Annotated in this window: 23 protein-coding genes; 21 read left to right on the top strand and 2 right to left on the bottom strand. The window is 32.8% G+C overall.

From position 1 onward, the window contains the following. The first annotated feature begins 43 nt into the window (after positions 1–43). Positions 44–664: a hypothetical protein gene (locus tag ACMGE9_RS04075; RefSeq protein WP_414043985.1), complete on the top strand. Its 621-nt coding sequence runs from the start codon at positions 44–46 to the stop codon at positions 662–664. 114 nt (positions 665–778) lie between these two features. Then, entirely contained in the window at positions 779–1,003 is a 225-nt protein-coding gene (locus ACMGE9_RS04070; RefSeq protein WP_414043984.1) for a DUF2188 domain-containing protein, read from the top strand. A 56-nt stretch (positions 1,004–1,059) separates the two neighbouring features. On the opposite strand, the gene ACMGE9_RS04065 is transcribed toward ACMGE9_RS04070, so the two are convergent. Beyond that, complete coding sequence (locus ACMGE9_RS04065; RefSeq protein WP_414043983.1) at positions 1,060–1,422, bottom strand: hypothetical protein; 363 nt, start codon at positions 1,420–1,422, stop codon at positions 1,060–1,062. 383 nt (positions 1,423–1,805) lie between these two features. Between ACMGE9_RS04065 and ACMGE9_RS04060 the strand changes: the two genes are divergently transcribed. The 17 genes from ACMGE9_RS04060 to ACMGE9_RS03980 all read left to right on the top strand — a co-directional run bounded on the left by ACMGE9_RS04060 (position 1,806) and on the right by ACMGE9_RS03980 (position 22,291). Next, positions 1,806–2,255, top strand: coding sequence for a c-type cytochrome (locus ACMGE9_RS04060; RefSeq protein ID WP_414043982.1), 450 nt, complete (start codon positions 1,806–1,808; stop codon positions 2,253–2,255). Between the two features lie 12 nt (positions 2,256–2,267). Beyond that, the gene (gene nosZ, locus ACMGE9_RS04055) at positions 2,268–4,139 is read left to right on the top strand and encodes a Sec-dependent nitrous-oxide reductase (protein ID WP_414043981.1); all 1,872 of its coding nucleotides are present in this window, start codon (positions 2,268–2,270) and stop codon (positions 4,137–4,139) included. A 64-nt stretch (positions 4,140–4,203) separates the two neighbouring features. Next, the gene (locus ACMGE9_RS04050; RefSeq protein WP_414043980.1) at positions 4,204–4,788 is read left to right on the top strand and encodes a hypothetical protein; all 585 of its coding nucleotides are present in this window, start codon (positions 4,204–4,206) and stop codon (positions 4,786–4,788) included. Next, positions 4,785–6,086 carry a nitrous oxide reductase family maturation protein NosD gene (gene nosD / locus ACMGE9_RS04045; RefSeq protein WP_414043979.1) on the top strand — a complete coding sequence of 434 codons (1,302 nt, stop codon included), beginning with the start codon at positions 4,785–4,787 and terminating at the stop codon, positions 6,084–6,086. Before ACMGE9_RS04050 ends, nosD begins: the two co-directional genes overlap by 4 nt. After that, complete coding sequence (locus ACMGE9_RS04040; protein WP_414043978.1) at positions 6,083–6,883, top strand: ABC transporter permease subunit; 801 nt, start codon at positions 6,083–6,085, stop codon at positions 6,881–6,883. Before nosD ends, ACMGE9_RS04040 begins: the two co-directional genes overlap by 4 nt. Further along, positions 6,876–7,541, top strand: a complete 666-nt coding sequence (locus tag ACMGE9_RS04035; RefSeq protein WP_414043977.1) for an ABC transporter ATP-binding protein — start codon at positions 6,876–6,878, stop codon at positions 7,539–7,541. Before ACMGE9_RS04040 ends, ACMGE9_RS04035 begins: the two co-directional genes overlap by 8 nt. Continuing rightward, positions 7,538–7,867: a FixH family protein gene (locus ACMGE9_RS04030; protein ID WP_414043976.1), complete on the top strand. Its 330-nt coding sequence runs from the start codon at positions 7,538–7,540 to the stop codon at positions 7,865–7,867. Before ACMGE9_RS04035 ends, ACMGE9_RS04030 begins: the two co-directional genes overlap by 4 nt. Further along, positions 7,867–8,568 carry a hypothetical protein gene (locus ACMGE9_RS04025; RefSeq protein WP_414043975.1) on the top strand — a complete coding sequence of 234 codons (702 nt, stop codon included), beginning with the start codon at positions 7,867–7,869 and terminating at the stop codon, positions 8,566–8,568. The genes ACMGE9_RS04030 and ACMGE9_RS04025 overlap by 1 nt, the downstream gene beginning before the upstream one ends. Before the next feature lie 272 nt (positions 8,569–8,840). Next, positions 8,841–9,998, top strand: coding sequence for a M20 metallopeptidase family protein (locus tag ACMGE9_RS04020; RefSeq protein ID WP_414043974.1), 1,158 nt, complete (start codon positions 8,841–8,843; stop codon positions 9,996–9,998). A 41-nt stretch (positions 9,999–10,039) separates the two neighbouring features. Further along, on the top strand, positions 10,040–11,563 hold the full coding sequence (locus ACMGE9_RS04015) for an AbgT family transporter (RefSeq protein ID WP_414043973.1): 1,524 nt from the start codon (positions 10,040–10,042) through the stop codon (positions 11,561–11,563). After that, a complete protein-coding gene (locus ACMGE9_RS04010; RefSeq protein ID WP_414043972.1) occupies positions 11,538–11,741 on the top strand; it encodes a hypothetical protein in 204 nt (67 codons plus the stop codon). Before ACMGE9_RS04015 ends, ACMGE9_RS04010 begins: the two co-directional genes overlap by 26 nt. Before the next feature lie 260 nt (positions 11,742–12,001). Continuing rightward, a complete protein-coding gene (locus ACMGE9_RS04005; RefSeq protein ID WP_414043971.1) occupies positions 12,002–13,888 on the top strand; it encodes a BglG family transcription antiterminator in 1,887 nt (628 codons plus the stop codon). A gap of 94 nt (positions 13,889–13,982) precedes the next feature. Next, positions 13,983–15,905 (top strand): fructose-specific PTS transporter subunit EIIC, encoded by a 1,923-nt coding sequence (locus ACMGE9_RS04000; protein ID WP_414043970.1) that lies wholly within the window; start codon positions 13,983–13,985, stop codon positions 15,903–15,905. A gap of 12 nt (positions 15,906–15,917) precedes the next feature. Beyond that, on the top strand, positions 15,918–16,859 hold the full coding sequence (gene manA / locus ACMGE9_RS03995) for a mannose-6-phosphate isomerase, class I (RefSeq protein WP_414043969.1): 942 nt from the start codon (positions 15,918–15,920) through the stop codon (positions 16,857–16,859). Between the two features lie 111 nt (positions 16,860–16,970). Next, positions 16,971–17,678: a MurR/RpiR family transcriptional regulator gene (locus ACMGE9_RS03990; RefSeq protein WP_414043968.1), complete on the top strand. Its 708-nt coding sequence runs from the start codon at positions 16,971–16,973 to the stop codon at positions 17,676–17,678. Positions 17,679–17,789: 111 nt separating this feature from the next. Beyond that, positions 17,790–19,691 (top strand): PTS 2-O-a-mannosyl-D-glycerate transporter subunit IIABC, encoded by a 1,902-nt coding sequence (gene mngA / locus ACMGE9_RS03985; RefSeq protein WP_414043967.1) that lies wholly within the window; start codon positions 17,790–17,792, stop codon positions 19,689–19,691. A gap of 14 nt (positions 19,692–19,705) precedes the next feature. After that, complete coding sequence (locus ACMGE9_RS03980) at positions 19,706–22,291, top strand: glycoside hydrolase family 38 C-terminal domain-containing protein (protein ID WP_414043966.1); 2,586 nt, start codon at positions 19,706–19,708, stop codon at positions 22,289–22,291. A 16-nt stretch (positions 22,292–22,307) separates the two neighbouring features. Here the strand turns inward: ACMGE9_RS03980 and ACMGE9_RS03975 are convergent, their stop codons facing one another. Beyond that, positions 22,308–23,204 carry an ROK family protein gene (locus ACMGE9_RS03975; RefSeq protein WP_414043965.1) on the bottom strand — a complete coding sequence of 299 codons (897 nt, stop codon included), beginning with the start codon at positions 23,202–23,204 and terminating at the stop codon, positions 22,308–22,310. A gap of 147 nt (positions 23,205–23,351) precedes the next feature. Here ACMGE9_RS03975 and ACMGE9_RS03970 point away from each other — a divergent pair, with 147 nt between their 5' ends. After that, complete coding sequence (locus ACMGE9_RS03970; protein WP_414043964.1) at positions 23,352–23,666, top strand: PTS sugar transporter subunit IIB; 315 nt, start codon at positions 23,352–23,354, stop codon at positions 23,664–23,666. A 9-nt stretch (positions 23,667–23,675) separates the two neighbouring features. Then, positions 23,676–24,971, top strand: coding sequence for a PTS cellobiose transporter subunit IIC (celB, locus tag ACMGE9_RS03965; RefSeq protein WP_414043963.1), 1,296 nt, complete (start codon positions 23,676–23,678; stop codon positions 24,969–24,971). Positions 24,972–24,980: the final 9 nt, after the last annotated feature.

Raw genomic sequence — 24,980 nt, 5'->3', positions numbered from 1 at the left:
ATAACTTTGAAATAATAATCTTATTTGAGAGGAATTAACGATTATGTCAAAAAAACTAATTTTATCTTCAGTTGTTTTAGCAAGCACATTACTTACAGCAGCATTACCAATGACCCAAGTGGACGCAGCAACAGCACCAGTAGTGAATAAGACGACATTAACAAACAAGACAATTCCATTACCTAAAATGACAAAGCAAACATTCGATTTATTAAAAAAAGGGAAATACGCACATGAAGGTGTCATTATCGGTCAAAAATATAGTGACATCAAAAAGAATCATGGTAAATTCCGTACGACAGAAACAAATATTTCTGAATATGGTAAACAGGTTAAAACAACTTATGGTAAAGGTAATCGCTTAATTTTAGATTTCTTTAATAGAAGTAAATCATATCCAACGGGTAGTTTGTATTTAACAAATATGAAATTCAGTGCTGATGGTAAGCACATTTTAAAAAGTGACATTGAGAAATTAACAGGTGGTTCAACTGCTGGTTGGGGTTCACTAAAAGATAGTAAGTTCATTCAACGCCATTATGGTGGCTATTTAACGATTAGTTACGCAAAAGAAAACAATAAATGGTTAGTATATGAAATTTCTGAACATGGTTATCCTTTATTTGATACAGGATACTATTTATATGAACCTGAAAATAAATAATCGTAAAAGCATCTCTTAATAATTAGAGATGCTTTTATTTGTGTAATATGACATTTAGTATGCAATTGATATATAATTAACGTGTAATACAATACTCAAGATGAGATGTACAAAATGGCGAATAATTTGCATGTAGTACAGAATCCAAATGGTGGCTGGGATGTTAAGTTAGAAAATCATCCAGAACCGAAAAGTCATCACAAAACACAAGCAGAAGCAATGGATGCTGCTAAAGAGTTAGCGACAGAATTAAAGTCTGAAGTGATAACGCATGGAGTAAACGGTAAGATTAGACAAAAAGATTCATTTGGTAATGATCCAGAAGGAATTAAAGGTTAATAGAGACAAACGCCTTATAAAGGGACACATTCGTGTCTACTTTATAAGGCGTTTTTTTATCGTTTTGTTTCTTTACGATATACCATTAATTGAACATAGATGAGTAGAAGGCTTAATGGTATAAAGACACAATATAAAATGATATCAAATGTTGTGTTAGACGTAGTGATCGCAAATATAGATAGCGCGATGATAGTGATATAAATGATGATATTCAATATTGTCGACGTGAGTGGAGATTTCTTACCGTAAAATAATTGAATCAGTTCGTCGGTAATCATCCCTAGAAATGACAGCGCAATGATTGCATAGATTAAGTAATCAGAAGCGGGTGCATTATTTGTGAAATGTTTATACACATTGATTGATAAAAAGGCGATTAAAAATAAGTAGATGTAGAAGAATGGTTTGTTGTTCATAGTGATGTCCTTTCCTGAGTTTATAAATATTATACCATGTCATTGATATTGCTTTACAACATTTCAAATGATGTCGATTTGTTTATAAACAATAATATTAATTACATACGAAATGAATGTTTATTTCACAAAATGTTAAATATTCTGACAAATATGTGGATTAAATTGGATAATAAAGCGGTTTATATATTATGATGATAATAATTGTCGGAATTTTAAAACGCTATCATATCAAATGATAAATAATTTTACTCGAATTAATTTAAATGAAGAATTATTTCAATATTTCAATTAATATGTGATTTCTATCATATTTATGCCAAAAGCGTAATGTTATACTCTAAAAGAAGTGTTTAATTTATATCTTTGAGGAGGGGAAATTTATGAAAAATAATACTAGCTATCTGATTTTTGGTTTTGTAATTACCTTTTTACTGATGTCGATCATCTTTCTAGCGCTCAGCACAAAAGAAGATCCTAAAAAGCCTGAACAAGCTACCACAGAAAATACTGAATCTGATGCATCAAAAGATGTTGCAAGTAAAGATGCGGATTCAGAAAAAACAACGTCGAGTGGTGCAGGCGAAATTTTCGAGAAAAAAGGTTGTGTTTCTTGTCACTCAATTTCAAAGCTAAACGTTAAAGGTGGTTCTACTGGTCCTGATTTGTCTGATGCATACAAAACAGTAGACGGTAAACATGGTAAACCCATTGATGAATTCTTGAAAAAACCATCTTCAGCTGTTATGAGTGGCGTTATTAAAGATAATCCACTAACAGATAAAGAACGTAAAGATATCGTCGACGCATTAAAAGAAGCGTCAGAAAAATAGGAGGTGTGATGTATGAAGAAGTTTTTATTTAGTTTAATCGGTGTGCTCGCAGGCTTTCTCGTTGCTGCATTATTATTCGCAGATTTAACGCCGGGTAAGAAAGCGGCGAATGAGGAATCAAGCTCTGCCAACAAAAGTAATGCCGAAAAGGTGTATGTTCCATTTGGAGAGAAAGATGATTATTATATGATGGCATCGGGAGGTCACTCTGGCCAGTTATTCGTATATGGTTTGCCATCAATGAGAAAGATTAGAACAGTACCTGTATTTACGCCAGATCCAGCTACAGGTTACGGCTTTGATAAAGATACAAAGAAAATGCTCGGTGGCAAAACTTGGGGTGACTTTCACCATCCAGCCATTTCAGAAACGAAAGGTGATTACGACGGTAAGTTCTTATTCGCCAACGATGTAGGGAATAACCGTGTAGCTGCTGTAGATTTAAAGACATTCCATACAGCAGATATTATGGATTTACCGAATATGGGTGGACCACACGCAGGGGTATTCTTAACACAAAATACAGAATACATCGCACTTCCGACGCGTTTTGCTAGACCTTTAGGTGGCGCTTATGGCAGTTTAGATAAGTATAAAGAAGAGTATAAAGGTGTCGTATCGATGGCGAAATTCGATCAAAAGAAAAAGAAATTCAACATCGATTATCAAATCGTATTACCACCATGGAGTTATGACTTATCAGATGCTGGTAAAAAAGTCAGCGGTGATTGGATTGTTATGACAACATATAATACAGAATTTGCGACAAGTAATATGGAAATCAATGCCTCTCAAAAAGATAGAGATTATATCGTTATGATTAACTGGAAGAAGATGGCCGAGGAAGCGAAGAATGGATCAAAAGCAAAAGTAGTAAATGGTGTTAAGATGATTGATCCACGTGACGTTAAAGGTGCCATCTATGCTGTACCTGTTTCTAAATCGCCACATGGTGTGGACGTAACACCTGACGGTAAATTTTTCGTTGCAGCAGGTAAGCTTGCACCGATTATGACAGTATTCTCGTTTGAAAAAGCCTTTGATGAAATGAAGAAAGAAGCGAAAAAAGAAGAATTCGGTATTCCAGTATTGAAATATGAAAACGTGATGGAACGTGAAGTCGATCCTCCAGGAGCATTAGGACCTTTACATACGCAATTTGATGATAAAGGGAATGCATATAACACGATGTTCATTTCAAGTGAGATCGTTAAGTGGAACTACAAAACTGGTAAAGTTATTGATAGAACACCAACCTACTATTCACCAGGACATGCTTCTGCAGCTGAAGGTGATACAGTGAAGCCGGATGGTAAGTGGATTGTGGCATTAAATAAACTAGCTAAAGATAACTTCTTATCAGTTGGGCCATCACATCCTGAATCAATGGATTTAATCGATATTTCAGGTAAGAAGATGAAACATGTGATGACTGCGCCGGTGGATCCAGAACCACACTATGCCCAAATTATTAAAGCAGATAAAGTGAAACCACAAAAGATTTACGAAAAAGATGAAAAACGTCCATTCTCAACTTGGGATCAAAAAGAGGCACGAATTGAACGTAAAGGCAATGAAGTTCATGTATATGGTATCGCGATGCGTTCTAAATTTATTTTTGATGCCAAAGCGAAACGTAAAGATGAAGTGACAGTAAATAAAGGTGATAAAGTGTTCTTCCATATGACAAATATTGATTTAGACCAAGATATTACACACGGCTTTGCAATTAATGAATATGATTTAAACTTTGAAGTACAGCCTGGTCAAACAAATACATTGGAATTTGTAGCAGACAAAGAAGGAACATTCCCAATTTATTGTTCTAACTTCTGTTCAGCACTTCACCAAGAGATGAGTGGTTATTTATTAGTTAAACCATAGGTAAATAATGTGGAGCGCAACTGTTTGTTTGTGCTCCACTTTTATTTAAAAGGAGGTTTTTGTGATGAAAGGCAAATTAAATCAATATAGTATGTATACGTTGATCGCAGCAGCACTTACGATGTTCTCAACGCTTTTCTTGCCTTGGTGGGGCATGAAGTTCTTTGCACCGCAATACCCTGAAGGATTAGATATTATCGTACATCCCAATACATTAAAAGGTGATATCGATAACATCAATGGGCTTAACCACTATATTGGTATGAAAAACTTTAGTAATGAAACATTCCCAGAATTAACGTACTTTCCGTACTTAGTCATAGGATTTGCAGTACTATTGTTAATCGCAGCATTCTTAAGAAAGAAATCTGTGTTACTCGGATTAATCGTGATTTATATTATCAGTGGCATTGTAGGGATTTGGGATATGAAGCGTTGGTTAAAAGATTTCGGTACGAATTTAGATCCATCTGCACCAATTGATATGGAACCATTCGTCCCACCAGTACTAGGGAAAAACGTGATTGCCAATTTTACAACTTATTCAAGTTTTCATATTGGAGGATACTTACTTGGGCTTGTATTTATCTTAATGGTTATTTCATTCTTTTTAAGTTATAAAACAAAAAAGAAAGAGCAATCTTCATGAAAAAGCGTTTAATTTTGGCATCAATTATAATGAGTACGTTGATTGGGCACCAAGCGTACGCGGGGGAACTACAAGATTTAATTGATGATACTAAACCAGGCGAAACATTAAAGCTAGAAAATAAAACGTATAAAGACCATGTGATGATTAAAAAACCAATAAAAATCATAGGTCAAGAAAACACAATCATCGATGGAGATAAAAAAGGGACCATCATTCAAGTTAGAAGTGAGGACGTAAAATTAGAAAATTTTACAGTTAAGAATAGTGGTCGTTCAAGAAGTAGTGAGATGGAAGCGTCATGTATCCGTAATATGGCTTCTAATAACACGTTCTCAAATTTAGTCATAGAGGACTGCTTTCATGGGTTGTATTTAAACAAAGGGGATAAAATCCTCATTGAAAATAATGATATTAAAGGCTACAAAACAGGGAGTACCGGAGCGAAAGGTTACGGTATTTATGTGAAACGTGCCAATGAAAATACCATCAAGAATAACACAATCCAATATTCACGCGATGGTATCTACTTTGAATATTCAAATGATAATGAAATTATTAATAATGATGTTTCGAAGACACGTTACGGTCTGCATTATATGTATTCAAACTTTAATAACTTCAAAGGAAATCGATTTATCGGTAATATCGGTGGGGCAGCGATCATGCATTCTGATAATATCGTCTTAGAAAAGAATCAATTCTCGTTTAACCAAGGTTCACAAGCATTTGGCTTAATCATTCAAGGATCTAGAGATATTAATATATTAGAAAATGAATTTCATTTAAATCAACGTGGACTCTATATTGAGCAATCGACTTTAAATCTCATTCAAGAGAATGAATTCTTTAATAACAAAGTAGGCATAGAAGTTTGGGATTCATCATCAGCACTTACGTTTATGAAGAATCGATTTAAAGAAAATAAAGTACCCGTTGTGCTCGTTGGACATTCTAACCAAAATCATTGGAACAAGAATAAAGAGGGGAATTACTGGCAAGAACCTATGCTTGATTTGAATAAAGATGGTGTTGGGGATAAGCCTTACGTTCAAAATTCTTCACTTGGGAATTTATTAAAGCAAAACGAACTTGCATATTTATTTATGAATAGTCCAGCCATCGATTTATTCGAACGTAGTCATCGTTTAGTTAATCCTGACGTCGTGGAGATTAAAGATGAATTTCCGCTTATGGACAACAATCATTCATTAACACTGGAGAAACTTATCATAGCAATCGTTGCTGTGATTATTACAATATTAAGTTTGGTTTATTTAAGGAGGTCTAAACGATGAACTATATCATTAAAGAATTTATTGAATCCTACCGTTCTAAAGGATTATGGCTCATGATGTTCGTGATATTTATGACGTCAATATTTATATTAAGTGCATCTAAAAGTTATCCATCAGACTTAGGCTTTGCAACATTTTTACTGAATCTATTTGATATGAATATGATGATTTTGCCGATCTTCGCTATTTTGATTTCAGCATTATCGATATTCAACGAGAAAGAATCTAAAAGTATGGCGATGATCCTAACTAAGAAAGATTCAATGGTTTCATTCCTGTTTAAGAAATCATTAGCAATTCAAATTGTAATGAACGTATCTTATTTGATACTCGCGCTCATTATATTTATTCTAGCGAAACTCATTATCGTTGTAGATGTTAAAGAGAGCTTCGTATTTCTAATCAGCGTGTTAGCTTTATTACTGATTTGTAATCAAATTGGTGTATTTGTGGGTATGTTTTCTAAAACAAAACTTGAGCTAATGGCTTATGCGATTATCATTTGGTTTATTCTTGTATTCTTATTAGATTTAATCTTTTTGTATGCCATTCCATTCGTTACGTATGACAATGCAAAGATCTTTGGTATCTTCTACTTCTTAGATCCAATGCATACGATAAGAATATTCTTAGAACATTTACTCGGATTACTTTCTACAACAAACTTAAGTGCATTAATGTCTGATGTCATTAAACTGAATCCAGTCGTTTATATGATACTATCAGTGATATTATGGCCATTGGTGCTATTTGGTATCACAGTATTAATTTCAAAAAGAGGTGAGGCAAATGATTGATGTAAAAGGATTATCACACAGCTATGGGAATAAAGAGGTGCTTGATGATATCCATTTTCATATCGATAAAAATGAAAAGATTGGATTGATTGGACGCAACGGTGCGGGTAAATCGACCTTACTGAAATTAATGCTGAATATGGAGAAGATTCAACAAGGGACAGTCACATTTAATGGTGAAAGTAATAAAAACGAAAAATGGAAAGCATCAGTGAGTTACTTGCCAGAGAAATTTAAATTGTATCAATCAATGACACCGCTTGAGAACTTAAAGTTTTTTAATGGACTTATCAATAACAAATTTGATTATCAAAAAGCTGAAGAAGTACTTCAGCAAGTAGGTTTACTGGACGATAAAGAAACACGCATAAATCAGTTTTCTAAAGGGATGTTACAACGTTTAGGTATTGCGATCACACTCATGTATGATACAGAAATCATTATCCTGGATGAACCAACATCAGGACTAGATCCAATAGGACGAAAGGAAATACTCGATTTAATTAACTTAATGCAAGATAAGACGATATTAATGAGTTCGCATCATTATGAAGAAGTGAAAGAAGTCTGTTCGCATGTGTTATTACTTGATGAGAAGCACATCAACAAGATGGATATTCACACATTTGAACAACAATATTTGGAGGTGTCACGATGAAGAAAATATTATTGCTAATGGTTGTATCAATCCTATTAGTAGCTTGTGGTAGTAAAAAAGAAATTAAAGTAGAAGAACAACCTAAAGCGAATGAAATGTCTACATTCTCAGTTAAAATTACAGAAGGTAGTAAGGCAGTTGAAGACTTCAAAGGAACAGCGACTTTCCAAATGAAAGGCATGGATCACGGCACGATTGAAGCAAAATTAAACCACCAACAAGATGGTATCTATGAAGACAAAGTGAAGTTACCAATGTCAGGGAAATGGACAGCTAAAATTGAAGGTGACGGTCTTGAGAAAACCATTGAGTTGGATATTAAATAATGAAGAATATCAATAATATCTTGATTATGCTCATTAGCTTTTTAGCGACCATTCTGGTGGTATGGTATTTTGTAAAAGGTGATGCGCAGGAAGTGAAGCAAGATAAAGCAGCACAAACTGAGCAAGCAACAACTGAAGAGGGTGCGAAAAAGCAGCCTTCAGATGTGAAACTTGGCAAAGATGAAGTGCTTAAGATTAATGATAAAACCTTTAAAAAGCAAGATATTGCATTTTTGAGAAATATGCAAAAGGCACAAATTGAAGTTGCGGCCAAGAAAGATAAGTCAGGGGATTTATCTTTCTATAAAGATAAGATAAAAGATCAAGACTCTGAGAACTTGCAACTGCAAAATCAAGTGGAACTTGAAGCGATTGCGCTATTGGGGAAAGAAAAAGGGTATGCGATTGATAAAGCGAAGTTGAAAGAAGATGTAGCAGCGTTTAAGAAAAAGTATGCGTCGTCTAAGTATTTTGAAGAGGCTGAAAAGTTGATGGATCAAAAGGATTTTGATCAACTGCTTGAGAAGTACGTGCATGATCAATCAATGCGTAAGCGCGTAATTGAAGAGATTAAGAAGATTAAAAAAGCGGATAATCCGAAGTTAAAAGGGAAAGAATTGGATTTTGAAGTAAGGCAGTATTTTGACGATTTATATAAAGATGCTGTGAATGATTTAACGATTACGACGAATTATAAATAGTTAAGAAAAAATTATTTTAATAAACACCCCAATCTTAAGACTAATAATCTAACGATTGGGGTGTTTTATTCTACATATAAATATGATAACCTTTAGCAGATTAAAGATTGAGTTCAGCGATAATTCTATAGATGAAGTGTGATTTACTAAATTTAGGTAATATGACTGTTGACACATATTTAATTGACAGAAAAATCTGATAATGTTTAAATGGTCTGTATACATATAAAGATTAATGAAGTTAAGAGAAGCACTTTTTAAGGAGGAGTGACATGAGTGACTACCAACAGTATGAAGCGCGTGTGATAGCATATCGTCGCCATTTACATCAATATCCGGAGCCGTCTTTTGAAGAGTATGAGACCGCAAAGTATATTCGGGAGATTCTACATTCAATGGAACATTGTGAAGTAATAGAACTGACCGAAACAGGAACAGTTGGTGTGTTCAATAAAGGTGGACGGAAGAAGATTGGATTAAGAGCAGATATCGATGCTTTGCCGATTGACGAAGATAGGGATGATATTGCGTTTGTTTCGCAGAATGAAGGATTGATGCATGCATGTGGACATGATGGACATACTGCTATCTTGCTCGGAGCCGCACATTACTTTAATGATCATTATGATGAACTTGATAATGAAGTACATTGTATATTTCAACATGCCGAAGAATTAATACCAGGTGGAGCTAGGGAACTAGTGGAAACAGGATACTTTGAGGGATTTGACTTTATATATGGCCATCATTTATGGGCGCAATTGCCATTAGGTTTGATAGATGTAAAACCAGGACCCGCAAGTGCTAATTCTGATATCTACGCGATTGAAATTCAAGGTAAAGGGGGACATGCAAGTCGTCCCGAAGGATGTATTGATCCTGTGTTAATAGGTAGCAGGTTTGTTGAATCACTTCAAAGTATTGACTCAAGGAATATCAGTTCATATGATTCAGCAGTCGTATCGAATACACTGTTTCAAGCAGGGGCAATAGGTTCTTTAAATGTAATACCAGATAAAGTGGTATTAGGTGGTTCAGTTAGAACAACGACTGAAGAGAATAGGAAACTGATTAAAGGTAAGATTGAGCAACATTTAAAGCATATCTGTGAGATGCACGGTGCAACCTTTAAGATGGATTATACAATAGGGTACAGCGCAGTTTATAACGAAGAAAAGCATACTGAATGGATTAAAGCATTAGCAGAATCATTATATCCTGAGCGAGTAATCACCGACCCTCCGATGATGGGTGGAGAAGACTTTAGCGCATTCAATCAAGTTGCGCCGTGTGTGTATACCTTTATAGGTACAGGATCAACTGGGTTTGACTACCAGCACCATCATCCTAAATTCGGCTTAAATGAAGATGGATTCGAAGCAGGATTTCTAATGTTTATAGAAGTAGCTACAAAGTATCAAGGCTTATAACTTAGTGTGAGCAGCAAACAAGATTAACCGGAGGAGATGCAATGAATGAAAATGTGAAGAAGAAAAGTATAACGGATAAATTTCTAGATTTGATTGAAAAAGCTGGGAATAAGCTACCAGACCCTGTCGTCATCTTTATATCATTATGTGGATTAATCCTTGTTGCGTCATGGATAGCAGGCAATCTAGGAGTATCTGCGAAGAATCCCGCTGACGGTAAAGTGGTCAAGGCTGTAAACTTATTAACACCAGATGGTATTGCGAAGATTATATCTGAAGCGGTGAATAACTTTGCAACGTTCCCGCCACTCGGACTCGTATTGGTAGTAATGATAGGTGTCGGAGTCGCTGAAAAGACGGGTTATTTTGAGACACTCATGAAATATACAATTGAAAAGACACCCCGAAAGATTATCATTCCAATTATTATATTTGTCGGCATAATGGGAAATGCAGCAGGAGATGCTGCAACGATCGTATTACCTCCAATTGCGGCAATGGTCTTTATTAAATTAGGATATCATCCAATCGCAGGACTTGTAATGGCCTATGCGGCGGCACTTGGTGGATTCTCAGCAAGCTTAGTTATTGGTATGACAGATGCACTTGCCGTATCATTTACTGAACCTGCTGCGAAACTCGTAGGAGATGTAAAAGTTAACGCAGCAATGAACTACTATTTCCTTTGTGCATCTACATTCGTATTACTCTTTGTTGCGTGGTTTATTACGACTAAAGTGGTTATTCCAAGGTTTGGACAATATGAGGGTGTTGTAGAAGATGATGCAGATAACCATGTCACTGCTAAAGAGAGAAAGGCGATGCTATTAGCCAATGTCAGTTTAATAATTTCAATGGCTATCGTAGCATTCCTTGCTATACCAGAGAATGGATTACTAAGAAATCCGAAGACAGGCAGTCTGATTGAAGAAGCGCCATTAATGGACGGCATTGTACCGATCATTACAGTACTTTTCTTAGTACCTGGGATTGTGTACGGTATTACAGCTGGTACGATGCGTACAACGAAACGATTTGCAGAAATGATTGGTGAATCAATGAGTTCGATGGGCGGATTTATCGTTATCGTCTTCTTTGCAGCGCAAATGTTAGCCTTCTTTACATGGAGTAACTTAGGTACCATCATCGCAATTAAAGGGGCACAGTTACTAGAAGGACAGAACGGTGTTGTCTTAATATTAGGGATACTGATCTTATCTGCAACGATTAACTTACTGATTGGAAGTGCATCAGCAAAGTGGGCCATACTCGCGCCAATATTAGTACCAATGCTGATGTTACTTGGCATTCACCCGGCGTTTACGCAAGTGATCTACCGTGTCGGTGATTCAATCACTAATCCTATCACACCGATGATGCCGTATTTACCATTACTCCTGTCGTATGCTCAGAAGTATGATAAGAATATTGGTATCGGTACAATGATTGCAGCACTCATGCCTTACTCAATAGGATTCGCTATTTTCTGGACAATCCTGTTACTCGCATGGTTCTTCCTAGGATGGCCAGTCGGACCAGGTGGCCCGATTCATATGCCGAAGTAGTAAGAACTATTCAGAAGCTCAAATTATTGAGAATGAATTAAGTGTTTACTATAAGTTTAAAAACCACTACTTTGAAGGTGTATTCAACAAGAAAAATCAATTGATTGGTATTTCATTCAGCTCACATTTAAGTGGTCAGTTTGGTAAAGATTTAGATGAAATTTTGTTCAGTGAGTAATAGCAAAACTGAAATTGATTATTAATTAAAAAATCCCAAGAGTTGATAGTAAACTTCTATCTCTTGGGATTTTTTAATTTTGGAAACTATATGTATGCATAATAAGTGTATCAACTAGTATTATCTTTTTTAAATGCATAGCTTTTATCAAGGATTTATAAGATATTTATTTAATAAATGAAAAGTCTATAATGAAAACTACTTATTTCATCTATTCTTTATTATAATTAAAGTAATATGTCTAAATTGGAAGTGATAGTGTGGAATTAACACCGAGACAAAAAGAGATATTGAGATATTTAATTTCAAATAATAGAGAATTATATAAAATAAATGAATTGGTGATTGAGACAGGGCTGTCAGAAAAAACTGTGCGAAATGACATGAAATCAATTGTTAGATTTAGTGATAATATTGATGGCTTAAAAATAATTATTAAAAGAGGTTTAGGAATACATGTCTCTATTGATGACAATATGGATATCGATTTATTAAATCGATTAGAAAAGACTAATTATAGTGAAGAACGAGAATTGCTAGCATTAAACGTTGCGATGATATTACTTAAAAATCCTACACTTTATTCACTAACAGAGTTAACTAAGATTTTTTTCTGTAGTATTAATGAGTTGAAATTGGCAATAGAATTAATCAAAAATTGGTTAGATAAATTTGATATAATGTTATCAATTAAAAAGGGTCAAGGTATAATTTTGAGTGGAGATGAACTGAGTTATAGAAATGCGATTAAATTTATCAATTCATTACAGATCTTGAATTTAACAAATGATGAAACGATAACAAAATTTTTTGGTGAAAATGAATACAATATTGTCAATAAAAGTGTCGAAATGAAGTTTGGTGATACTTTGCATGAAGAGCAAATTAGAAGACTGGTACTACATATATTAATTATGATTCATCGATTGAAAAGAAACATGATTATAAAATCAGATAATTTAAACGGAATTATTGTAGATCATAAATTACTAGATTTAATTAAGATTTTGGAAAAGAACCTTTCTATAAAAATTCCAGCAAGTGAACTTAATTATTTAATGCTACATTTGCCCAACAAATTATACCAAAATAAGATGGAAGAGAATGATAAAGTACTAAATTTTATTCTGAAATTAATAGAAGAAATAAAATTAGAATCTATGATTGATTTCAGTAATGACCAGACATTAATAGATGGTTTGATAACGCATATGAGGACCAGTCTCTTTAACATTGAGAATAATATCAATATCAATAATCCATTACAATTTGAAATAAAGACACAATATCCTTTTATTTATTCAAGTGTCGTGAATGCATTAGAAAATATGAAATTAAAAAATAAAAAAAGTATGCCAGAAGCAGAAATGGCTTATTTAACACTTCATTTTCAAGCTGCTTTTGAAAGAATGAAAAAAACAAGAAAAAAACGTGTGATGATAGTTTGTCATTTAGGCATAGGTATTTCACAAATGTTGAAAGTAAGTATTGAAAAAAAGTTTACTTCATTTGATATTATAGGCATATCTTCACTTGATGAATTTTTGAACAACGAAAATAAAGACAATATTGATTTGGTAATCACTACAATAGATATTAATGAAAAAAATATAGAAGTAATAAAAGTATCTCCATTATTAAATAATCATGATGAACTAAAATTAAATGCTTATTTTGAGAAGTCGAGTAATGCAAATGATATGATGGTAATAAAATCTAGAATGTTAGATTTTATTACGCCATTTACAATTTATAAACTTGATAAAGTTATGGATAAATATAAATTAATTGAGTACGTTGGTAAAAGATTGGTTGATAATGCTTATACTACAAAAGAATATGTGAAAAGTGTTTCCAATAGAGAATTTATCAGCTCAACTTGTATAGGTCATGGGATTGCTATACCTCATGGAAATTCAGAACTCGTAAATACATCTACAATTAGTGTTGTTGCAATAAATGAGCCCATCATCTGGGGTGAGGAATATGTGGATTTAGTGTTTTTTATTGCGCTAACCGAAAAAGATAAAAAGTACTATCAAGATATTTATAGAGAATTACATTATCTCATTGAAGAAAAAACAATTCTCAATAAAATTAGAAAAGAAAATAACATCATAGATATATTAAAATCTATAAATCAATAACTAGAAATTACCGGTATAACGGTAATTTCTTTTTTTATATAGATATATATTCACTGTAAAATAAATATATAAAATAATAAGAGGAGGAGTTAGTATGAAAATTGTAGCTATTACATCTTGTCCAAATGGAATCGCCCATACTTATATGGCCGCAGAAAATTTACAAAAAGCCGCTGATAAAATGGGGATACAAATGAAAGTAGAAACACAAGGAGGCGTAGGTGTAGAGAATAAGTTAACAGAACAAGATATTCGTGAAGCAGATGGCGTTATTATTGCTGCTGATAGAAAAATCGATAAATCTAGATTCAATGGAAAAAAATTAATTGATGTGAGTGTCGGAGAAGGCATTCGTAATCCTGAAACATTGATTAATAGGATACAAAGTGGAGAGGCACAGGTCTTTACTGGTGGATACTCAAAAGAATACAAAGAAGAGAAAAGAGCGCAAAATCCTATCTATCAACATTTAATGAACGGAGTATCATTTATGGTGCCATTCATTGTAGTTGGAGGATTACTGATTGCTTTAGCTTTATCATTAGGTGGAGATACAACACCTAAAGGAATAGTGGTGCCTGAAGGAACATTTTGGTTCCAGTTGCAACAAATTGGTGGTGCTGCATTTACATTTATGATACCAATCTTAGCAGGTTATATTGCGTATAGTATTGCTGATAAACCAGGTTTAGCACCAGGTATGATTGGTGGACTTATTGCTGCAAATGGTTCTTATTATGGTAGTGAAGCTGGGGCAGGATTCCTAGGTGGGATTATTGCAGGTTTCATCGCTGGTTATGTTGCATTAGGCATTAAAAAAATAAAGGTACCAAAAGCTGTACAACCTGTTATGCCAATAATTTTTATTCCCGTATTTGCATCTATCATTACAGGTCTAATATTTATTTATTTAATTGGTGCACCAATTGCAGGAATTTTTGAAAGTTTGAATGGCTGGTTAAAAGGCATGCAAGGAACTAATGCAATTTTACTTGCTTTGATTTTGGGTGCTATGATTTCATTTGATATGGGTGGACCAGTAAACAAAGTTGCATTCTTATTTGGTTCAGCGATGATTGGTGAAGGAAACTATACAATTATGGGTGCAATTGCAGTCGCAATTTGTATTCCACCTATAGGATTAGGACTAGCTACTTTTATTAATAAAAAACGTTTCAATGATAACGAAATTGAAATGGGTAAAGCATCATTTACAATGGGACTATTTGGTATTACTGAAGGGGCAATTCCATTCGCAGCACAAGATCCAATTAGAGTTATTCCTTCAATAATGGTAGGTTCAATGGCTGGATCAGCGATTGCAATGATGGCTCAAGTTGGAGATAAGGTTGCACATGGTGGACCAATCGTAGCCGTTTTGGGTGCTGTAGAAAATGTATTGATGTTCTTTGTGGCAGTGTTAATAGGTGCTTTAATCACTGCATTTTTAACTATTTTATTAAAGAAGAATAAATCAAACGAAGTTGTTACACCAGAAGGACAAGCAATTATAATCAATGAAGAAGAAAAAGTAGAAGACAATAAATCAAAGGTCGTTGTAACAGAAACGAATAATGAATTATTTGAAATAGACAATATTAATATCCAACATAATGATATGACTCAAAACGAAGCAATGGATTTATTAATTGAACAATTATATACAACTAATGTTGTTACAAATAAAGAGGCTTTCAAGACTGGTATATTAAGTCGTGAGAAAGAGAGCTCTACAGGTATTGGTATGAATATTGCGATTCCACATGCAAAATCTGATGCTGTTACTGTTCCAAAAGTTTCAGTATTAAAAGTACAGGATGGCGTCGATTGGAATTCGTTAGATGGTACATTAGCAAAATTAATTTTCATGATTGCGGTCCCAAAAAATGATGGTGGAGATACACACTTAAAAATACTTCAAAAATTGTCTAGAAAATTGATGGATGATGATTATAGAAAAGCACTATTAAATGCAAATGATAAAGAAACGTTATATAATCTATTAAAAACCATATAAAGGAATGATTTTATGTCACCGTTATTTTTAGAACCTGTTTTTCAAGAACGTATATGGGGTGGGGACAACCTTCAAAAATTTGGCTATGATATCCCATCTAATAACACAGGAGAATGTTGGGGAATATCTGCGCATGAGAATGGACCGAATATTATATTAAATGGTGAACACAAAGGAAAAACGCTTAAACAAATATGGGAAGAAAACAATGACCTATTTGGTGAGAAAAAAACCGAAAAATTTCCTTTGTTGACGAAAATATTAGATGCGAATGATGAATTATCTGTTCAAGTGCATCCAAATGATGCATATGCAAATAAGCATGAAAATGGTGAACTCGGAAAGACTGAGTGCTGGTATATTATTGATTGTGAAGAAGACGCAGAAATTATTTATGGCCACAATGCTAAAGATAAAGAAGAGTTACGTGAGATGATTGAGAATGGTAAATGGGATGCGCTATTTAACAAAATTAAAGTTAAGCCAGGCGATTTCTTCTATGTTCCAAGTGGTACAGTGCATGCAATCGGTAAAGGGATTCAAATTTTAGAAACACAACAGAATTCGGATACGACTTATCGTATATATGATTATAATCGTAAAGATAAGAATGGAAATACGCGAGAACTTCATATAGATAAAAGTATAGATGTTATAAATTATGTTTCTAAAAATGAGAAAACTCACCCATCAACAAAAAAAGTTGGAGAAACTGAAATTAACACCTATATATCAAACGAGTTTTTTACGGTAAGAAAAATATTGATAGAAGATAATTATCAATATGAAAAAGTGAATGATTTTGTTTTAATGAGCGTTATTAATGGAGAAGGAAAAATTAATATCAATAACGATACTTTTAAAATTAAAAAAGGGGATCACTTTGTACTAACAAAGGGAGATTCAAACATTGATTTTACAGGAAAACTTGAAATGATTGAAAGCTATATTTAATAAAAAGCAAACTTCATATTTGAAGTTTGCTTTTTAATATAAATTTTTCTTTGTAAAAATGAGATTAACGTATATCATATAGAAAAGAATTAGTTTATAGGGGGGGATATGTTGAATTTCAAAGATAGAGTAATATTACATGAAGATACTTTGAATGATACTGATGATTTAATCGTAGAATATATTTTTAATAATATTAATGTAGTCTGTCATGAAAGTATTAATAAAGTTGCAGAAGCTCTGTTCTTATCTCCTAACACGCTAGTAAGATTTTCTAAGAAGATAGGTTATGATGGATATTCTCATTTAAAGAATGATTTAAAACAGCTTAATGAAGTTGAGTTGAATAGCAATAGTTTAATCAATGATATTTTAAAAACACAAGAATTTCTTAATGAACTGAGTTACGAAAAAATACTTAAAATAATTCATTCTTCAAGGAATATCGTCATTTTTGGTTTAGGTGACAATATTGAGGTTGGTAAATTATTTGCTAAAAAATTGAGATTATTAAATAAGCACGCTGAATTTTATAGCCAAAGGCACGAAATGATATTTAGGACTAAACATATTAATTCGAAGGATTTAATAATATTATTAAGTAAGTCTGGAGAGTCTAAAACTGTATTGGAGATAGCAAATATTGCAAAGGAAAATAATATAAAAATTGTTTCAATCACTAATATGGAAATGAACACCTTGTCTAAAACATGTGAATATAGAATCTTTTATATGGTCAATAATAATAGTGCATTACCATTGCTACTAGCTATTGAAACAATTTCAAATGCCTATGAAGAATATATTGCTAAAGTATAAATACACATAAATAACTAACATCAATAAATAATAGAGTAAAAGTACAGGAAAATCTATGTACTTTTATTTTTTTGCTATATTTTAAGAAAGCGATTACAGGAGGCGAATAGAATGAACTTATCAAATTTAACTAATGAAAATTTAATTTTAGTTAATCAAGAATTTTCAAAAAAAGAAGAATTGATTTTTGCTTTATCAGAAAGACTCTTTGCCGAAGGTAAGATTTCAAGTGTGAATGAGTTTTATGAAGATGTATTATTACGAGAGAAACAAACACCAACAGGTTTCGAAGGCGGATTAGCAATTCCTCATGCAAAATCACAAAATGTTAAAGTTCCATGCTTTGCTGTTTCAACATTAAGTAATTCAATTGAAGATTGGGAAAGTGTAGATCCAAATAATAAAGTAAAATTAGTGATTTTACTTGCAATACCTGAAACTGAAGGTGATAAACATTTAAAAATTTTATCGGAGTTTGTAACCAGATTGAGTGATGAGGATTATAAAAATAAATTGATGAATTCACACACCAGTCTTGAATTATTAAATAATATTGATATCGAAAAAGAGGCAATAGTTGGAAATAATGTCGATTCAAATGCTGATACAATATTAGCGATTACTGCTTGTCCTGCTGGAATAGCACATACTTATATGGCGGCTGAAGCATTAGTAAAGGCTGGAGAAAAAAAGGGTGTGCGTGTTCTCGTAGAGAAACAAGGAGCAAATGGTATTGAAGATAAGTTTACACAACGAGACATTAATAATGCTAAAGGTATAATCTATGCAAATGATGTTGCTATAATAGGAAAAGAAAGATTTGATAATTTACCACAGATTCAAACTTCAGTAGCTTCACCTTTAAGAAACGGTGAAAAACTAATTGATGAATTATTGGTCAAATCATCAAATTATGATTATAAAGAAATTGATAGAAATAATGAAAATGAATCAGATAACAATTATAGTGTTAAAACAGAAATAAAAGATTCAGTATTAACAGGTATTTCTTATATGATTCCAGTTATTATTGCTGGTGGGATGACTTTAGCTTTTGCAGTTTTTATTGCTCAAATTTTTGGTTTACAAGAAGTCTATGATACTGAAGGATCTTGGTTATGGTTGATAAGACAACTTGGTGGAGGAATGTTAGGTCAATTAATGGTACCAATATTAGCTGCTTATATGGCATATTCAATTGCAGATAAACCAGCATTAGGACCAGGATTTGCTGCAGGGTTAGCAGCTAACTTAATTGGCAGTGGATTTATCGGTGGTATGGTCGGTGGATTAGTCGCTGGTTACTTCCTTAAATTCTTAAAAGCAAAGGTTAAACCTAAAGGTACATTTGCAGGATTTGTTAGTTTTTGGGTGTATCCTGTTGTTGGAACAATAGTTGTAGGTTTAATCATGTTATTCCTAATCGGACAACCATTAGCAATGCTAAATGGGGGACTAATTAAATGGTTGGAATCAATGTCAGGAACAAATGCGATATTATTTGGGGCTATCATTGGAATGATGGTGTCATTTGATTTAGGTGGACCTGTAAATAAAGCGGCATATGCATTTTGTATAGCTGCAATGGCTAGTAATAATTTCTTGCCATATGCTATATTTGCATCCGTAAAAATGGTATCAGCATTTTCAGTGACAGGAGCTACTATTATAGCGAAAGATTTATTTAGTAAAGAAGAACAAGAAGTAGGAAAGCAAACTTGGTTATTAGGATTAGCTGGAATCACTGAGGGTGCAATTCCATTTGCATTGAATGATCCATTTAGAGTAATTCCTTCATTTTTAGTAGGTTCAGCAGTAACTGGAGCAATTGTCGGATTCTTTGGCATCGGTTTAACGGTACCAGGAGCAGGTATTTTCTCATTAGCTCTTCTTAATGGTAAACCAATGTTAATTGCAGCATCAATATGGTTAGGTGCAGCATTAATAGGTGCAGCAATATCAATGACATTACTAGTTTTAACTAGAAAAATGAAGAAAAATAAATTAGCGTAGAAAGGAAATTTATTATGAAGAATGTTCATATTGTTCCCCATATGCATTGGGATAGAGAGTGGTACTTTTCTACTGAGGAATCTAGAATACTATTAGTAAATAATATGGAAGAAATATTCGAAAAGTTAGAGAAAGAAAAAGATTATCCTTACTATGTCTTAGATGGTCAAACTGCCATCATTGAAGATTATTTAGCAGTTAAACCAGAAAATGAAGAAAGACTACGACGATTGGTGCAAGCAGGTAAAATAATTGTAGGACCTTGGTATTCTCAAACAGATGAAATGGTTGTAGGTGCAGAGTCTATTACAAGAAATTTATTATACGGTATAAAAGATTCAAAAAAATTCGGAAATCCTATGATGATAGGTTATTTACCTGATTCATTCGGGCAATCTGCTCAATTGCCAAAAATTTTAAATGGATTTAAAATTGATAAAGCGATGTTTTGGAGAGGTACATCTGAAAGGCATGGGACAAATAAAACTGAATTTATTTGGAATACGGAACCTAATTATAAAGTAACAACACAGTTATTACCATTAGGATATGCTATCGGAAAGTATTTACCAACAGAAAAAAATGCATTATCAAAGAGAATGGAAAAATATTTGCCGGTATTGGATAGAGGCGCAACAGGAGAGCATATATTATTACCAAATGGGCACGATCAAATGCCAGTTCAAAAAAATATCCATGAAGTTATCAATTCATTGCATGAGCTTTATCCCGAGCGAAAATTTTTCTTAAGTAATTACGATAATTTATTTGAAGAAATTATGAAGAATACTCTTCCAGAGATAAGTGGCGAATTTATTGATGGAAAGTATATGCGTGTACATCGTAGTATTTTTTCAACAAGAATGGATATCAAATCGATAAATGCACGTATTGAAAATAAAATTACAAATGTTTTAGAGCCATTAGCAACGATTGCTTATAATCTGGGATTTGAATATCAACATGGTTTAATTGAATTAATTTGGAAAGAAATTATGAAAAATCATGCGCATGATAGTATTGGTTGTTGTTGTTCTGATAAAGTACATCGTGAGATATTGAATAGATTTTACTTAGCAGAAGAAAAAACAGATCAGCTAATTAATTTCTATAAACGAAAAATTACAGATGCTATTAAAAATGAATCACAAGATGATTTATTAACATTGTTTAATTTGTCGTTAGAATCAAAAACAGAAGTAATTACAACAGATGTAATTACAAAAATGGAAAACTTCATTATTCAAGATTTCAAAGGTAATACTGTCAATTATGATTTAATTCAGAAAGAAATTATAGATCCTGGTTTGATTGATAGACAAATTGTTCATTATGGTGATTATGAGCCCTTTTATAAATACACTATTCAATTAATAGAAACGATTCCTGCAATGGGTTATAAAGCATTTAAGATTGTAAATGAAAATAAAGATATTAGTAACATTAAAGAAACTACAAATTTAACGACTCAGTATTTTGATATTGAAATTAATAAAAATGGAACTATTAATATTTTAGATAAAGAATTTAACGAACTGTATACAAATGTATTAGCTTTAGAGAATGTTGGCGACGATGGCGATGAATATGATTTTTCACCATTAGAAAACGAACGTTTTGAATTAGAACAAAAGTTACTATCTTCAAATATATATGAAACTTCAAATGAATATAAAATAGTGTTAAAGGTTTCTTTAGATTTACCAGTTGACCTGGAAAGTAGAAAGACCGATGGAGAAACTGTTGAGAATCTTGTATTAATTACATTAACACTAGGTAAACTAGACAGAAATATCAATATTAAAATTAATATTGACAATAAATCTAAAGATCATCGTTTAAGAATGCTATTCCCAACAAATGTGAATAATAAATTTAGTTTTTCTGACAATCAATTTGGAGAAATAAAAAGATCGGTTATTGATGATGCAATAAATGTTTGGGAGAAAGAGGACTGGGATGAAAGACCAGATACGATTTATCCTTTCTTAAGTTATGTATCTTCAAAACAAGATGATAAAAATGTAACTGTAATTTCAAATTCTACAAGAGAATATCAATTTGTAGGTGAATCATTTGAAGATATTGCAATAACTCTATTTCGTTCAATAGGTGTATTAGGAAAAGAAAATCTAGTTCGTCGACCTGGTCGACCTTCAGGGATTAAAATGCCAACGCCAGATTCACAAATGCTTAGAGAAATTGAATTAGAGCTAAATTTACTAATTAATTATGAGAATTCTATCCCTAAAAAATCTAAATCAGTTTTAACACCTTTACATTGCTATAATAAGATTCCACATAATGCAATGAAATTGAATAAAGATGATATCTCATTAGAAAATACATTTAGTTTATTTGAAATTAACAGTGAAGTGGTTGTACTCAGTACGGTGAAAAAGGCAGAAAACAAAGATGCAATATTAATTAGAATTTTTAATCCATCAGAAAATATTGAAGTAATTAATTTTGAAGATATATTTGGTGCAACAGTAAGTATTGTCAATCTTAACGAAGAAACTATTAAAGAACAAGTTTCTGAAGTTCATTTTAATCCAAATGAAGTTATTACAATTAAAACAAACAGCAGATTATCTTAGTCTGCTGTTTGTTTTATTAATTATTGATAGCAAGTGCAGCGGCTCCTAACAGACCAATATTCTCGAATTTTGATTTTTTTATGATTACACTTTTCCCTACATCACTTAATGCATGATTAGATACATAATCAATTACTTTTGGTAGAATAATATCTCCATTTTTCATAACGCCACCACCCAATACGATTTGTTCAGTGTCATAAAGATTAATTAAAGTTACGATTGCTTGTGCAATGTGACTGATGGCTTTATCTATTACTTCTATCGCAAATTTATTCTCATTCCTATAAAGTTCGAAAGCTTCCAATGTACTGATTGTACGATTTAATTTTGTTGATAAGATGCTTGCGATTGCAGTACCGCTGGCAAGATTCTCAAGGCAACCATATTGGCCACAAGTATCACATTTTATATTTGAATTAAGATCAACTGAGGTATGACCAATTTCTCCAGCATTCCCATTAGTCCCTGATAATAAATGATTATTAATAATAATGCCAGAACCAATACCAGTACTTATAGTGATATAAATCGTATTTTTTAGTTCTTCTTGATTATTGTATAAATGTTCTGCAACAGCTGCAGCATTCGCATCGTTTTCAACATAAAAAGGTAATTGCGTTTTTGAAGAAAAGTACTTAATGATATTGAAATTGTGCCAAGATTTCAAGTTTGGGGGATTGCCCATTTTACCTTCCTTAAGTTTCAGAGGACCAGGGACACCGAACCCTAAAGATTTTGTATTATTATCAACTAAATTCTCTATTTGATCGAAAATCAAGTCGGACATCTTTTCGGGACTTAATTCACTCTTAAAAGGGATTATTGTCTCATTTAAGAGCTCTCCTTTGATATTGAACTTACCTATTGCTACCTTCGTGCCACCGATATCTATTCCTATCACATTTTCCATGTTTATCACTCCTCTTCTCTATTATAATGTGAAATGCGTAACTTGTGAAAAATCTAATTTCCGTTAGTAATGGAAAAAGGGAATGTCGATACGTAAACGCTTTCATAGTAAAGTGTAAATATAAAGAAAACGAGGAGGAAATATATTATGTATAAAATTTTATTAGCATGTTCAGCAGGTATGTCAACGAGTCTTTTGGTAACAAAAATGAGAGAGGTTGCAGAACAAAAAGGAATCGAAGCAGAAATTGAAGCGATGTCAGCAGATAATGCATTTAAAGTGTTAAACAAATATGATGTTTTATTAATTGGACCTCAAATGCGTTTTATGAAAAAGAAATTTGTGAAAGCTGCTAGTGATGAAGGTATTGAATTACCGATTGAATCAATTGACCCAATGAGTTACGGCAGAATTGATGGCGAAGGTGTACTGAATCAAGCCATTAAATTAACAGGGAAGTAGGGGACAGATATGAATAGTGCATTTATGGAGAAATTAGAAAATTTATTATTACCATTAGCAGATAAATTAAATAACAACAAGTTTCTAGCATCACTAAGAGATGGATTTATGGTTGCATTACCATTAATTATTTTTGGTTCTATCTTTGTCGTTATCGCTAACTTTCCTTTCTTAGATAAGTTAATTTCTAAAGAGGCATTTGCTGAGTGGCAAAGTTTAGTAGGTCCAGCCAGTGCAGCAACATTAAGTTTAATGGGTCTATTTGTTATTATAGGAATAGGTTATAGTTTAGCAACAAAGAATGGGGTTGAAGGTATTTACGGTGCGGTTACTGCACTAGCTTCTGTACTAATATTAACACCACAAGTTCTTGGAAAGACTGCTGGTGTTATCCCAACTGAAATTTTAGGTGCAAAAGGGATGTTCTTAGGTATTTTAGTTTCATTATTAGCAGCAGAATTGTATTCATTCTTTACAAATAAAAATTGGACTATAAAAATGCCACAAGGAGTACCAGAAGCAGTTTCGAAGTCTTTTAGTGCGTTAATTCCGGCAACATTAACATTGTTATTATTCTTATTAATTAGAATTATTTTTTCGTTTACACCATTCGAAACATTACAGAACTTTATTTATTCAGTAGTTCAAGAACCATTAACAGCATTAGGTAGCGGATTACCGGCAACATTAGTAGCTGTATTCTTTATTCAAATTTTCTGGTTCTTTGGTTTACATGGTCAAATTATCGTTAATACTGTATTTGATCCAATTTGGTATTCATTAAATAACGAGAACTTAGCAGCATTCCAAGCTGGACACGAATTACCTAATATAATTACAAAACAATTCATCGATACTTTCTTAGTAGGTATGGGTGGAACTGGTGGAACTTTAGCGGTCGTATTATTAATTTATATTATTGGTAAAAGTAGACAAACAAAAGAAATTGGTAAACTTGGAACACCAGCTTCCATCTTTAATGTTAATGAACCAATCATTTTTGGGTTACCAATTATTATGAACCCACTTGTGTTCTTGCCATGGTTATTAGCACCAGTAATTGTTACATTAATTACTTACTTTTCAATGGCAAGTGGAATTGTTCCGAAACCGTCAGGTGTCATTGTACCTTGGACTACACCGATTTTCTTAAGTGGTTTCTTAGCGACAGGAAATGCATGGCAAGGAGCCGTATTACAGCTAGTCAATTTAATGGCTACTGCTTTAGTTTGGTGGCCATTCCTTAAAATCATGGATAAAAATTATTATGAGTCTGAAAAAAATCTTGAAAATGAAAATAAATAAAAAAGAATT

Origin of the sequence: Macrococcus animalis (genome assembly GCF_047425875.1) — a bacterium.
Classification (GTDB): domain Bacteria; phylum Bacillota; class Bacilli; order Staphylococcales; family Staphylococcaceae; genus Macrococcoides; species Macrococcoides animalis.
Note: the sequence above shows the minus strand (reverse complement) of the source record. Positions and strands in the feature narration are given on the sequence as shown.